Source organism: Abiotrophia sp. (assembly GCF_057275535.1).
The window spans coordinates 178,348-191,521 of the sequence record NZ_DBHIRJ010000001.1 but is presented as its reverse complement, the minus strand read 5'-3'; the positions used below and the strand labels follow the sequence as shown (position 1 = coordinate 191,521).

The 13,174-nt window shown below is 47.3% G+C and carries 16 protein-coding genes; all 16 read left to right on the top strand.

Annotated elements, in window-relative coordinates:
• The first annotated feature begins 85 nt into the window (after window positions 1-85).
• The 16 genes from ACO53F_RS00895 to ACO53F_RS00820 all read left to right on the top strand — a co-directional run bounded on the left by ACO53F_RS00895 (window position 86) and on the right by ACO53F_RS00820 (window position 13,119).
• Entirely contained in the window at window positions 86-406 is a 321-nt protein-coding gene (locus tag ACO53F_RS00895) for a hypothetical protein (RefSeq protein WP_454922956.1), read from the top strand.
• Window positions 396-2,378 carry a V-type ATP synthase subunit I gene (locus ACO53F_RS00890; protein ID WP_485136954.1) on the top strand — a complete coding sequence of 661 codons (1,983 nt, stop codon included), beginning with the start codon at window positions 396-398 and terminating at the stop codon, window positions 2,376-2,378. Before ACO53F_RS00895 ends, ACO53F_RS00890 begins: the two co-directional genes overlap by 11 nt.
• A 4-nt stretch (window positions 2,379-2,382) precedes the next feature.
• Complete coding sequence (locus tag ACO53F_RS00885) at window positions 2,383-2,862, top strand: V-type ATP synthase subunit K (RefSeq protein ID WP_070755362.1); 480 nt, start codon at window positions 2,383-2,385, stop codon at window positions 2,860-2,862.
• 22 nt (window positions 2,863-2,884) lie between these two features.
• Window positions 2,885-3,463 (top strand): V-type ATP synthase subunit E family protein, encoded by a 579-nt coding sequence (locus ACO53F_RS00880; protein ID WP_485136953.1) that lies wholly within the window; start codon window positions 2,885-2,887, stop codon window positions 3,461-3,463.
• A gap of 15 nt (window positions 3,464-3,478) precedes the next feature.
• Window positions 3,479-4,492, top strand: coding sequence for a V-type ATPase subunit (locus ACO53F_RS00875; RefSeq protein ID WP_485136952.1), 1,014 nt, complete (start codon window positions 3,479-3,481; stop codon window positions 4,490-4,492).
• On the top strand, window positions 4,482-4,802 hold the full coding sequence (locus ACO53F_RS00870) for a V-type ATP synthase subunit F (protein WP_485136951.1): 321 nt from the start codon (window positions 4,482-4,484) through the stop codon (window positions 4,800-4,802). Before ACO53F_RS00875 ends, ACO53F_RS00870 begins: the two co-directional genes overlap by 11 nt.
• Before the next feature lie 13 nt (window positions 4,803-4,815).
• Complete coding sequence (locus tag ACO53F_RS00865) at window positions 4,816-6,603, top strand: V-type ATP synthase subunit A (RefSeq protein ID WP_485136950.1); 1,788 nt, start codon at window positions 4,816-4,818, stop codon at window positions 6,601-6,603.
• The gene (locus ACO53F_RS00860; RefSeq protein WP_023390898.1) at window positions 6,590-7,972 is read left to right on the top strand and encodes a V-type ATP synthase subunit B; all 1,383 of its coding nucleotides are present in this window, start codon (window positions 6,590-6,592) and stop codon (window positions 7,970-7,972) included. The genes ACO53F_RS00865 and ACO53F_RS00860 overlap by 14 nt, the downstream gene beginning before the upstream one ends.
• A gap of 11 nt (window positions 7,973-7,983) precedes the next feature.
• Window positions 7,984-8,607: a V-type ATP synthase subunit D gene (locus tag ACO53F_RS00855; RefSeq protein WP_314062828.1), complete on the top strand. Its 624-nt coding sequence runs from the start codon at window positions 7,984-7,986 to the stop codon at window positions 8,605-8,607.
• A 164-nt stretch (window positions 8,608-8,771) separates the two neighbouring features.
• The gene (gene racE / locus ACO53F_RS00850) at window positions 8,772-9,623 is read left to right on the top strand and encodes a glutamate racemase (protein WP_485136949.1); all 852 of its coding nucleotides are present in this window, start codon (window positions 8,772-8,774) and stop codon (window positions 9,621-9,623) included.
• Window positions 9,595-10,197: an XTP/dITP diphosphatase gene (locus tag ACO53F_RS00845; RefSeq protein WP_485136948.1), complete on the top strand. Its 603-nt coding sequence runs from the start codon at window positions 9,595-9,597 to the stop codon at window positions 10,195-10,197. Before racE ends, ACO53F_RS00845 begins: the two co-directional genes overlap by 29 nt.
• The gene (locus tag ACO53F_RS00840) at window positions 10,194-10,748 is read left to right on the top strand and encodes a YfcE family phosphodiesterase (protein WP_485136947.1); all 555 of its coding nucleotides are present in this window, start codon (window positions 10,194-10,196) and stop codon (window positions 10,746-10,748) included. Before ACO53F_RS00845 ends, ACO53F_RS00840 begins: the two co-directional genes overlap by 4 nt.
• On the top strand, window positions 10,729-11,226 hold the full coding sequence (gene cbpB, locus ACO53F_RS00835; RefSeq protein ID WP_298078239.1) for a cyclic-di-AMP-binding protein CbpB: 498 nt from the start codon (window positions 10,729-10,731) through the stop codon (window positions 11,224-11,226). The genes ACO53F_RS00840 and cbpB overlap by 20 nt, the downstream gene beginning before the upstream one ends.
• A gap of 21 nt (window positions 11,227-11,247) precedes the next feature.
• Window positions 11,248-12,060, top strand: a complete 813-nt coding sequence (locus ACO53F_RS00830) for a mechanosensitive ion channel family protein (RefSeq protein ID WP_485136946.1) — start codon at window positions 11,248-11,250, stop codon at window positions 12,058-12,060.
• A 77-nt stretch (window positions 12,061-12,137) separates the two neighbouring features.
• The gene (locus ACO53F_RS00825) at window positions 12,138-12,686 is read left to right on the top strand and encodes a DUF948 domain-containing protein (protein WP_485136945.1); all 549 of its coding nucleotides are present in this window, start codon (window positions 12,138-12,140) and stop codon (window positions 12,684-12,686) included.
• Window positions 12,687-12,696: 10 nt separating this feature from the next.
• A complete protein-coding gene (locus ACO53F_RS00820; RefSeq protein WP_485136944.1) occupies window positions 12,697-13,119 on the top strand; it encodes a YtxH domain-containing protein in 423 nt (140 codons plus the stop codon).
• Window positions 13,120-13,174 lie beyond the last annotated feature (55 nt).

Sequence of the window (13,174 nt, the reverse complement as noted above, 5' to 3'; positions counted from 1 at the left end):
GAATAAGGAACGATTTTGCTATAAAAAACGGGATTGTTTTGGTATAATAGTAGGCGTATCCGAGTTATAGGAGGTGCAATTAAGTGTGAATACAACCATGAAAGAAATGCAGGCTATCGAGCGTGAAGCCGAAGCTTTAAGACGTGACTATCAAGAACAAGTAACTGCCTTAGGTCAAGTAGGTGAGGAAGAGTTGGCAGAGGTAATCGCCCAATTCGACCAAGTGACCCAAGCTCTAGTGGCAGAAGAAGAAGCCCAGTTAGAAGCACGCTATCAAGTCGCTCAAGAAGAATTAGCTTCAACCCAAGAGGCAACTCAAGCCTTGGTTGAGCAAGTCTTGGCTGGCCAGCGTGAACACTGGCTCCAACACATTTTGACAAAGGTGGTAGACAATTATGGCCGTTAGTCCAATGCAGAAGATTACCTTGGTGACAAGCAAGGCCCTTCTGCCGGAATTACTGACTGTCCTTCAAGAAGATGGCCAGGTCCATCTCAATAACCTCAAGGTATTGGACGATTGGCAAGACCTTGAAGCCAGTGAGCGAGGGACGTCTAAGCGGGAAGACGAGGCGGAAGCCGTCAATCTACTTCCCCAGCTTCAGAAACGTCAGGAAAAGGTGCAAAAGGCACTGACCCTCTATCAACAGCATTTGCCTAAGAAGGGTCTCGTAGCCTCTCTAACCGAGGGACTGCCAGAATTGACCTTCCAAGAATTGGAAGCCCAAGGACGTCAGTTCAATGAACAATTAGCTGTTAACCGAGCAAGTCAGCTCAATAAGCGACTCAAGGATTTAGAAAAAGAAGCTCAGACCTTGCAGGCTGATTTGGCCCTCTTGACCCAATGGCAAAAGCTAGATGTCTTACCTCAAGGAGGGCAAGACCATCAAGTGGTCAATGTGGCAATAGGGACCGTGCCGGCAGATAGTATTGATCGTTACTACAAGGCTTTGGCAGCTTTGCCAGACTTAGTGGTTAAGCGAGTCTTCAGCAATCCCCAGGAAGTAGGGGTTGTGGTCTTTAGTCAGAAATTAAGCAGTCAAGCAGACTTCTTGGATAGTTTGGCACCTGCTTCCTTCCAGGCATTAGAGTATCCTTTTGAGCGCCTGCCTCAGGAGCAACTGCCATTGACCTCTGAACGACTCAAGACAGTGCAAGAAACTATCCAAGCCATTCGCCAAGAGTTGACCCAGTCTCAAGAGACGGTAGACCAACTCAAAGTTCAATTAGATTACTTAGCCAATCATAGTTTGCGTGAAGCAGCGAGTCAAAACGCTGGTTTGACTGAACATTTAGCGGCGGTTGAAGGTTGGACGGAAACACGCGCGACGGCGCATTTACAAGAGACTCTTAAGCAAGCTTTCAAAGGCTTAGTCGTTATGAAAGTTGCTGAAGCCAAGGATGAAGAGCTAGACCAAGTACCAATTAAATTACGCAACCATCCTCTAGTGGCACCTTTTGAATCGGTGACCCGGATGTATGCCTTGCCTAAGTATAATGAAGTCGACCCAACGCCTTTCTTGGCTCCATTCTATTGGACCTTCTTCGGGATGATGGTCGCCGACTTGGGCTATGGTTTGCTGGTTATGTTAGCAACCGCCATCGGTCTTTGGTTGATTAAGGGACGAGAAAGCCTAAGAACAACCTGTAAGTTCTACTTCTCTCTAGGCTTATCCACTGCTATCTGGGGGGCTATTTACGGGTCAGCCTTTGGGTTTAATCTACCATTTAAATTGATTGATACCAATACAGATGTCACGACCATCTTGCTGATTTCTGTTGGGTTAGGGTTCCTGCAAATCATGACTGGACTCTTCCTCAATACCTATCAGAAAGCAAAACGACGTGACTTCCATGAAGCTTACGCTAATGGCTTGGCTTGGATTTTCATTTTGCTAGGCTTAGTCGCTATGATTCTGGGGCCAATGATTCCAGGTGCAGCTTGGTTAGGCACGGTCGGTCAAATCCTGGCGATTGTCAATGCCATTGGGATTGTCCTCAGCTCCGTCATCAAGGCTAAGAGCCTAGGTGGACTGGGTTCAGGTCTCTACAATCTCTATGGGATTTCTGGTTACATTGGGGACTTTGACTCTTATACACGTCTTATGGCCTTGGGCTTGTCAGGCGGGAGTATCGGGGCGGCCTTTAACACCATTGTGGCCTTTTTACCTGTGTGGGCGCGCTTTAGTATTGGGCTCTTGCTCTTTGTGCTCTTGCACGGCCTTAACATCTTCCTGTCCATGCTGTCAGGATATGTCCATGGCGCTCGTTTGATGTTCGTCGAATTCTTCGGTAAGTTCTACGAAGGCGGCGGTCAGCCATTCCAGCCCCTGGCACCAGTCAATCAAAACGTTCAAACAAAAGTAAAATCGGAGGAATAATTACATGGAACATTTAGCTGCTTACTTTACAGAATACGGGGGCGCCTTCTTTGCTGGCTTAGCCATCGCTATCGCTGTTATCTTTAGTGGAATGGGCTCTTCACGTGGGGTCGGGACTGCCGGTCAAGCCGCAGCCGCTTTATTGAAAGAAGAACCAGATAAATTCGCCCAAGCCTTAATCTTACAACTCTTGCCTGGTACCCAAGGCCTTTATGGCTTCGTTATCGGCTTCTTCATCCTCTTGCGTATGTCTGCTGGGGTTAGCCTAGCAACTGGTTTGGCTTATGTTTTCGTAGCCTTGCCAGTAGGGGTAGTGGGTTACTTCTCTGCTAAGTACCAAGGGAATGTGGCGACTGCAGGTCTTCAAATCTTAGCAAAACGTCCTGAACATGTCATGAAAGGGGTCATCTTAGCGGCCATGGTAGAAACCTACGCGATTTTGGCCTTCGTTGTATCCTTCATGCTCTTAACCAACGTTCAATAGACGCTGGGGAGGAGGTCCTAATATGAGTGAAATGGAATCCTTGCGTCAAGCTATCTTGGCGCAGGTGACAGAAGAAGGAGAGGCCTTGCTCAGACGGGCGCGTCATGAACACCATGACTTGCTAGAAAAGGCTGAAGCACAAGCAATGGCGGAACGTGATCGCCATCGCCAACAGGCCTTGAATCAGGTGCGTAGTCGCTACCAACAACAATTACAACAAGTAGATTATCAGAAACGTCAAGCTAAATTGACTGCCAAACAAAAAGTCTTAACAGAACTTTTCACTGAAGCTTTGGCTCGGATGGAAGCCTGGGACAGCCAGCAAATCTGGCAGTTCATGGAACCTATCCTCAACCAATTTACTGGCCAAGCCTTTGAATTAGCGCTAGGTGAAGACACACAAGCTAAGTTCAGCCAAGACCAATTGGATCAACTACAAGCACGTTATCCAGATATGGCTCTGCGGGTGCCTTTGCGCCATGAAACGGGCTTTGTCATCACCCTGGGTCGGATTGAATACAACTATCTCTTCCGCGAATTGTTAACCGCTATCTATGAAGAGGAAGGCTATCAAATTGCCAATCAAATTTTTGCTGACTAAAAAGGAGGCTAGGACATGACGTTTCATGACTATTCTCAACTGAATACAGCCATTAGTGTCAAGGAACAAAGCTTCCTCAGTCGGGCTAACCTAGTCCAACTGTTGAATGCTGTTGATGATGAACAGCTCGCTCTTTATCTAGAAGGCACACCTTACAGTGTTCCTTTGGCCGAGATTCGGCAACACGATGTCTTAGACCAAACCATTATGAAGGCGCTGGCGGCGGACTATGATTTTGCTTACCAGCAATGCCCAGACCCAAATCTGGTCAATGTTTTTGGGCTTAAGTATGTCTATCATAACCTTAAGCTTTTCCTGAAAATGCGGGCCATTGGTCGTGACTTGTCACATCTTTTGATTCCTATTGGCCCCTATCCTTTGGAGGCGCTCAAGCATTTGAGCCTGACCCTAGAGTCTGACCTATGCGATCCCTTAATTGTGGAAGAAGTGGCTCAGACTTGGTCAGAGTATAAGGATTATGAAAACACGGTCGCCATTGATATGGGGATGGATTCAGCCTATTTCCGTCATTTGCGGGTCATTGCTGATCAAAGCGACTTGCCGCTCTTACAAGAATTAGTGGATGCCAAGATTGACTTTTTCAATGCCATTACGGCCTTACGAGCCTTGGCTCAAGACAAGCCAAACAGTTTTGCCTATCAATTGATGTCTCGTAAGGGGACCAAGCGACCTAAGGAAATGTTGCATTTGGCTAAAGACGGTCAGCTAGCAAGTTGGTTTAATGCCTTTAATGCCTTGCCCTATACCAAGGTTTTTGATTCCTATGTCCAAGCTATGCAATCAGGCAAGATTCAAGCCAGTCAGATGGAACAACTTCAAGATCTCTACTTGACGCACTTAGTCAATAGTGCCTCCCTAGATGCCTTGTCTGGCGGACAGATTTTGCGTTATTTGAATGGGCGTGAGATGGAAGCAGTCAATCTGCGTTTGATTCTCCTTGGTCGAGCCAATGGCATTGCCAAAGAAGCCATCGAAGAAAGGATGCGACTGGGTTATCATGACAACTAAATCTTACAAAATTGCCGTAGTCGGCAACCATGATGCCATTCTGCCTTTTCAAATGATTGGGTTTGACATTTATCCTGTCCGCCAAGTAGAGGTACTGGGTCGCTTATTGGCGCAGCTAGCTAAGGATAACTACGGCATTATTTACCTGACAGAAGATTATGCTCAAGAAATTCCAGAAGTTCTGGCATATTACCAAGGACTCGTGACACCGGCTGTTATTCTGATTCCAACCCATAAGGGGAGCCTAGGGATCGGCAAGCAACAGATTCAAGACAATGTTGAAAAAGCAGTCGGCCAAAATATCTTGTAAAGGAGGGGTTTGCTTGAAAGAAGGAAAAATTATTAAAGTATCAGGCCCTTTAGTGGTCGCTGATGGAATGGAAGAAGCCAATATTCAAGACATTTGCCGTGTTGGGCATCTGGGCTTAATTGGTGAAATTATCGAGATGCGGGGCGACCAAGCCTCCATCCAAGTCTATGAAGAAACGTCGGGCTTAGGCCCAGGTGAACCAGTGGCTTCAACTGGTTTGCCCCTGTCTGTTGAGCTAGGTCCTGGTATGATGTCTCAGATGTTTGACGGGATTCAACGGCCCCTAGAACGTTTCCGTAGCCAAACAGAAAGTGACTATCTTATTCGTGGGGTAGCTCTTCCTGTCTTAGACCGTGAACGCAGCTGGCATTTTATCCCTCAAGTTCAAGTAGGGGAAGCTGTTAAAGCCGGTCAAATTCTAGGTTATGTTCAAGAAACAGATTTAATCCAGCACCGTATCATGGTACCGAATGGCATTTCAGGGCGCTTGACAGCCATTGAAGAGGGTGATTATCGGGTAACAGACACCGTCTACCAAATTGAAGGTAAAGACGGCCAAGTCTTCCAAGGCACCTTGATGCAAAAGTGGCCTGTTCGTAAGGGGCGGCCTTTTGCCCGTAAGCTGATTCCGGTCGAACCGATGATTACGGGTCAGCGGGTAATCGATACCTTCTTCCCTGTAACCAAAGGGGGAGCAGCGGCTGTTCCAGGACCATTCGGGGCCGGTAAAACAGTGGTGCAACACCAAATCGCTAAGTTTGCTAACGTGGACATCGTCGTTTATGTTGGTTGCGGTGAACGTGGGAATGAGATGACGGACGTCTTGAACGAATTCCCTGAATTGATTGATCCAGCGAGTGGTAAGTCCATCATGGAACGGACCATTCTGATTGCCAATACCTCCAACATGCCGGTGGCGGCGCGTGAGGCCTCTATTTATACAGGGATTACCATTGCCGAATACTTCCGTGACATGGGGTATTCCGTTGCCATTATGGCGGACTCAACCTCTCGTTGGGCTGAAGCTCTGCGGGAAATGTCCGGTCGTCTGGAAGAAATGCCAGGGGATGAAGGCTACCCAGCTTACCTAGGGAGCCGAATCGCAGAATACTATGAACGGGCAGGTCGTGTAGAGGTCTTAGGATCTGGCTTAGAAGGGACTATCACCGCTATTGGGGCCGTTTCGCCACCAGGTGGGGATATTTCCGAGCCAGTTACCCAAAATACCTTACGTATTGTTAAAGTCTTCTGGGGCTTGGATGCAGGATTGGCGCAACGTCGTCACTTCCCATCTATTAACTGGTTGAACTCTTATTCACTCTATAGTGATGAAGTGGGTCAATATATTGACCAAACACAGCAAGTCGATTGGGCAGCTAAGGTCACCAAGGCTATGAACCTGCTCCAAGAAGAGAGTGAATTGGAAGAAATCGTGCGTTTAGTTGGGGTAGATTCTCTATCACCAAAAGACCGCATGACCCTCAATACGGCGCGGATGATTCGGGAAGATTTCTTGCAACAGAACGCTTTTGATGAAGTCGATACCTATACATCTTTTGCTAAGCAATATGCTATGTTGACCAACATTCTGCGCTTCCACGAAGCGGCGCAAGAAGCCTTAGTTTTAGGTGCTTATTTCCATGAAATCATGTCCGGTACCGTTGATTTACGGGACCGTATTGCCCGGAGTAAGTTTATTCCTGAAACGGAGCTAGATCGTATTAAGGCTCTAGCCCAAGAAATTGACTCAAGCATCCATCAAATCTTAGCCCAAGGAGGTGAACTCGATGGCAGTCATTAAAGAATACCGCACGGTCAGTGAAGTAGTAGGCCCCTTAATGTTGGTTGAAGACGTCCAAGGAGTTCGCTTTAACGAACTGGTGGAAATCCGCCTACATAATGGTGAGTTCCGCCAAGGGCAAGTCTTGGAAGTCCAAGAAGACAAAGCCTTGGTCCAACTCTTTGAAGGTTCGGCTGGTATTAACCTAGCTAGCGCCAAGGTCCGCTTTACTGGTAAGCCCCTGCATTTAGGGGTTTCGGAAGACATGGTCGGCCGTGTCTTCAACGGGATGGGGGAAGCTATCGACGGTGGCCCAGACCTCATTCCTGAGCAGTACCTCGATATTGATGGTCAAGCCATTAACCCGGTTGCGCGGGACTATCCGGATGAATTTATTCAGACGGGGATTTCGGCTATTGACCACCTCAACACCTTGGTTCGGGGACAGAAATTACCTGTCTTCTCAGGTTCAGGTCTGCCTCATAAGGAGTTAGCTGCACAGATTGCCCGTCAAGCAACCGTACTTAACTCAGATGAAAACTTCGCCGTAGTCTTTGCTGCTATGGGGATTACCTTTGAAGAAGCAGAATTCTTTATGAATGACCTGCGTGAAACAGGTGCTATGGACCGTTCCGTTCTCTTTATCAACTTAGCCAATGACCCAGCCATCGAACGGATTGCAACGCCTCGGATTGCCCTGACGACAGCAGAATACTTGGCTTATGAGAAGGATATGCACGTTCTGGTTATTATGACCGACATGACCAACTACTGCGAAGCCTTGCGTGAAGTCTCAGCAGCACGTCGGGAAGTGCCAGGTCGTCGTGGTTACCCGGGTTATCTCTATACTAACCTGTCTACCCTCTACGAGCGTGCTGGTCGGATTATTGGTAAGAAGGGTTCTGTTACCCAAATTCCAATCCTGACCATGCCAGAAGATGACATTACCCATCCAATTCCTGACTTGACCGGTTATATCACCGAAGGTCAAATTATTCTGTCACGGGACCTCTATAATAGTGGTTACCGGCCACCAATTAACGTCCTCCCATCCCTGTCCCGTCTTAAAGATAAGGGGTCAGGTGAAGGTAAGACCCGTTACGACCATGCGCCAACCATGAACCAGCTCTTTGCAGCTTATGCGACTGGTAAGCAGGCTAAGGAATTAGCTGTCGTTTTAGGGGAGTCGGCCCTGTCCGATGTGGACCGTAAATACATTGAGTTCACCAACCGTTTTGAAGAAGAGTATATCAACCAAGGTTTCTATACTAACCGTTCAATTCAAGAGACCTTAGACTTGGGTTGGGAATTGCTTTCTATCTTGCCACGGACAGAACTCAAGCGGATTAAGGATGATATGTTGGATACCTTCCTTAAACCAGCAGAATAGGGGGATGGAAGATGGCGCGCTTAGATGTCAAACCGACCCGGATGGAACTTAATAACCTCAAGGATCGTCTGAAAATCGCCAGTCGTGGCCACAAGCTCCTCAAGGATAAGCGGGATGAATTGATGAGACAGTTCATTGAATTAATCCGGCAGAACAACCAACTTCGTCAGAAGGTGGAAGGGAACTTAGTTGAAGGCATGCAAGACTTCGTATTGGCTAAGTCTCTAGAGAGTGATGCTATGGTGCAGGAACTCTTTGCCGTACCATCCAAGGAAGTGGCCCTAGAAATTCGTCAGGACTCCATCATGAGTGTGGCGGTGCCTAAGCTCTTTGCAGATGTCAAGGAAGCGGCCAATGCCAGCGAAGTACCTTACTCCTATGTCGGGTCCAACAGCGAAATGGACCAGGCTATTGGCTCGATTACGGCCTCCCTAGACGACCTCTTGAAGTTAGCGGAAATTGAGAAAACTTGCCAACTCATGGCTGATGAGATTGAAAAAACACGTCGCCGTGTTAATGGTTTAGAGTATCAGATTATTCCGCAGTTAGAAGAGACTATTTACTATATCGAAATGAAGCTTGAAGAAGCCGAACGGGCCAACCTGATTCGGATGATGAAAGTGAAAAATATGTAAGCCTAAGAGGCTGGGAAGCATCCCAGCCTCTTTTGTCGTGTGTAGACTTGGACACATATTTTTAAAGATTTCCTTATCGCCAGAGGTCATCCATTTAGTTTGATGGGTATTTGTGATAGAATAGAAGTAAGCGTATTAGAAAGTCTAGTTAAGGAATGAATGTCATGAAAGATTTACCAATTGGCTTTATCGATTCAGGTTATGGGGGCCTGACAGTGGTCAAGCAAAGCCTCAAGCAATTGCCCAATGAATCCATTATTTATTTGGGGGACAATGCCCGTTGTCCTTACGGCCCACGATCCATGGAAGAGGTTAAAGACTACATTTGGCAGTTAAGCCGTTTCTTGCTTAAAAAAGGCATTAAGATGCTAGTCATTGCCTGCAATACCGGGACAGCGGCAGCCTTGGAAGAGATTCGCCAGACCTTGGATATTCCAGTGGTCGGGGTCATTCATCCTGGTAGCCGGGCCGCCATTGAGCGGACAGAGAATAACCATATCGGAGTTATCGGGACCCAGGGGACCATTGCAAGTAACCTTTATGAACGGGTCATGAAGGATAAGGCAGACTATCTGCAGGTTACGAGTGTGCCCTGCCCAAGCTTTGTCCAATTAGTAGAAAATCACCAGCTTAATAGCCCTCTGGCCTGGCAACAGGTTAGAGAAAGCTTAAGTGCCTTTGACCAGACAGGGATTGACACTCTGGTCATGGGCTGCACCCATTATCCCCACCTCAAGCCGCTGATTCAGGCGGTCATGGGTCAAGGGGTCACCTTGATTGATTCAGGGGTAGAGACCTTGAATGAGGTCAGCATGCTCTTAGACTATTTTGGTTTGAGTCGCAGTGCCAAAGACGCGCAGATTCAGCCAGCAAGCCAGCATTTCTATACGACAGGGGATGCAAAGCAATTCGCCCAGTTCGTGACTGCATGGTTGGAACAAGCAGAGCCAAGTATCGTTCAGTGCCAAATTGAAGGAGATGAGATTCTTGAAGTTAGTCATCGCGACGCAGAATAAAGGCAAAGTAGCAGAATTTGAACGTCTTTTGGGGCCTAAGGGCATTGAAGTTGTCTCGCTTTTAGACTATCCTGATCTACCAGATGTTGAAGAGACGGGGGATAGCTTTGAAGCCAATGCCCGACTTAAGGCAGAAAGCATTGCTAAACTATTGAATTTACCAGTCTTGGCGGATGATTCAGGTCTAGTCGTACCTTATCTAAATGGTGCGCCCGGCATCTATTCGGCTCGCTATGCCGGCCAACCCAAGTCTGACAAGGCCAATATTGACAAGCTCTTGCGGGAGATGAGTCAAGCCAGTGGGGACCAACGCCAGGCTTACTTCGTCACTTGCTTAGTGTTGGCCTCGCCTGACCACGACAGTCATGTCGTAGAAGGGCGGGCCTACGGGACCATTGCGCTGGAGCCAAGTGGAGAATCGGGCTTTGGCTACGATCCAGTTTTCTATGTGGACCAAGAAGGGGCTACCTTTGCCCAAATCCCACTAAGTCGTAAAAACCAAATCAGCCATCGGGCCAATGCCATTAAGGCCCTCCTGGCTAGCCTACCTGAATGGCTTGAGGTGACAGCATGAAAATTTTATTAATGAGTGACAATCATGGCCGTTGGCCTAAAGTCCATGAATTAGTGGAATATTACCGGCCACAAGTTGATCTTATTCTGCATTGTGGAGACTCAGAGTTTGCCCCTGATGATCCCGTCTGGGAAAAGGTAGATGCGGTGGTAACCGGCAATAATGACTATGACCCAGAATATCCGGATGAATTGGTCATTAATACTCGCCAAGGGCGTATTTTCCTGACTCATGGCCATTTCCACAATGTCTACTTTAATAGCAAACGGATGGTCAAGGCAGCTCATGACAATCATTGCCAGTTTGCCTTCCACGGCCATACCCATGTGGCCTATGCCAAGATTGAGGATGGCGTTTTGCTCTGCAATCCGGGTAGCCTTAACTACTCACGGGGCTCCTTACCTTATCGGACCTATGCCATCCTAACTTTTGAACCCCAAACTATTAAAGTTGAGTTCTACGATGATGAAAAACATCGCTTGGATCAGTTGACCCAAGTTTTTGATCGAAATTTACTTGAGGAGGCTGGATATGATACATCCCAAAATTGAAGCCTTAGTTGCTAGCAACATGCTGGATTTCATGATTCCAGCTGATAATGTCGCCAATGTGATTGATCAACACACCCTTAGTACGGGGCTCTTAATTCTAACCCAGTCCAACTACACCATGATTCCGGTTTTGTCGGCCGAGTCTAAGTTGATGGGGGTCATCTCCATGTCCATGATTATCAAAGCCGTCATGACTGTTGACGCCATTGAAATGGAGCGTCTGGACGAGCTTAAGGTTCGCGATGTGATGCTGTGTCAACCGGTTCGGGTTCAAGCTAATTGCAATTTAGCAGAGGTGCTCAACTACTTAATTGATCAGAACTTTGTCTGTGTGGTGGATGGGGATAACCGTTTCTTAGGCATTATTACTCGTAAGAATGTCATGCAGCGTCTAACCCATCTTCTGCATTTGACTTCCAATCCTGGAGAGGTGGCTCGCCTTATTAAGCTTTTTGAGACTGCTGAGGCAGTGGTCTAGCAAAGGGGGCAGACAGCGACAGTGGATGTCTTCAACCAAATTAGTCATTTAGCCTGGCCGGAAATTCTCAACCGGCTCTGGCAATTCATCCTAGTAACGGTCATCTTTTGGCTGGGGAGAGGCTTGGTCAATCGCTTTTTCGAATCCAGATTGCGCCACAAGGTCTTTCAGGTAGCACCTAAGACTTCACCTCAAAGACTCCAGACCATTTGGACCATTACTAAGAATGCCATTAACTATGCCTTTTATTTCTTCTATGTCTATGCTGTTTTAGCTATCCTAGGCTTTCCAGTTTCAACCTTAGTAGCCGGGGCCGGGATTGCCGGGGTAGCCGTCGGGTTAGGGGTCAAGGATTTCATTACCGATGTGGTCAATGGCTTCTTCATTATTTTGGAGGGCCAATACGAAGTAGGCGAAGAAGTCAAAATTGGTGACATTCGAGGCAAGGTCCAGACCGTGGGAATTCGGACGACCATTATCCAGGGAACTAGTGGCAATCGCTACTACATTCCAAATGGGGATATTAGTATTGTCAATAACCTTAGTCGGGAGAACCGCCAAATCGTCATTGATTTACCCATTACGGACCAGACCCAGCTGGAAGACTTGGCTCATCAGGTTCAAGTTATAACGGAGGGGCTGAGCCAGGACTATGCAGAGGATTTAACAGCTGAACCGGTCATTACCGGTGTGGTCAATGATACGACCACGGGGAAATTTCATTATCAGATTTCCTTCTATGTGACCAACGGTGCTCAGGGGCGGTTGACAGGGGCCTTTTATTTCCGCTATTTGACTCAGCTTCAACAGGCTGGGATTCATCTCTTGGATTAAGTGCTTACCTTGTTCTCCTCTTAGAATCGTGGTATGATAAGAACAGTAAAGTTTAACGTGAAAGGATTTGAGGCAGAATGGAATGGACAAGCATTGCGGCCTTGATTGCGGCGCTAGCCTTTGCGCTATTAGTCCTCTTTCTGTGTTGGACCTTAATTGGTTTCAACAAAATCATGAAAGAAGTTAAGCAAACGGTGGTCGAGGTCAATGATTCCATTAAAATCATTACCAAAGATGTGGACCAACTCTCAATTGAAGTGGAAGGACTTCTTAATAAGTCCAATAGCTTGGTTGATGATCTGAATGGCAAGTTAGCTCAAACTGACCCGCTCTTCAAGGCCGTAGGCGATTTGGGGACTTCAGTCAGTGGCGTACAGGCTTCTACTCGTAAGGTGACCCAATCCTTCAAGGCAGGCCACTTCTTAAAACGTGTGACGCCTTTTGGCAACCGTAAGCAAGAAGCAGAAGCTAAGGCGCCAGCAGCAGCAACGGGTGTCAAACCAACGTCGCCTAAGAGTGAAACTAGCAAGCCTAAGGCTGCGTCTAAGGCGACAGGATCACAGTTGGATTACCTAATCCAGAAGAAACCGTCACACACGGCGGGCGAAATTACACTAAAGAAATGAGGTATGTAGCATGTCAAGAAAATCAGGATTTTTTGCAGGTTTAGTATGGGGGAGCCTTGTAGGGGCTGCCGTAGCCCTCTTGTATGCCCCAAAGGCAGGGAAAGAATTGCGGGAGGACTTGACTGAGCGTGCTCATGAATACAAGGACTTAGCAGGTGAACGTTTTGTTGAATATCGCGACCTGGCCTTAGAACGGGCAGGGGAGTACCGTGATTTAGCAGTCGAAAAAGGGGTTAACTTCTATGATGCGGCTAACAGCAAGACAGAAGAAATCCGTGTTAACTTAGCCAAATCTGCCCAAGAACTCAAGGACCAATTAGTACATGCTGCCTTCCCATCACATCAAGAGGAAGTAGCGGAAGATGCTGAGACGGTTATCACAGAGTTCAAGGAAGCCTTAGAACAACAAGCTAATCAAGCAGAAGAAGCCTAAAAATCTTAACTGGAAACGGAAATACCGTTTCCAGTTTTTTGATGGGCAAAAGTCC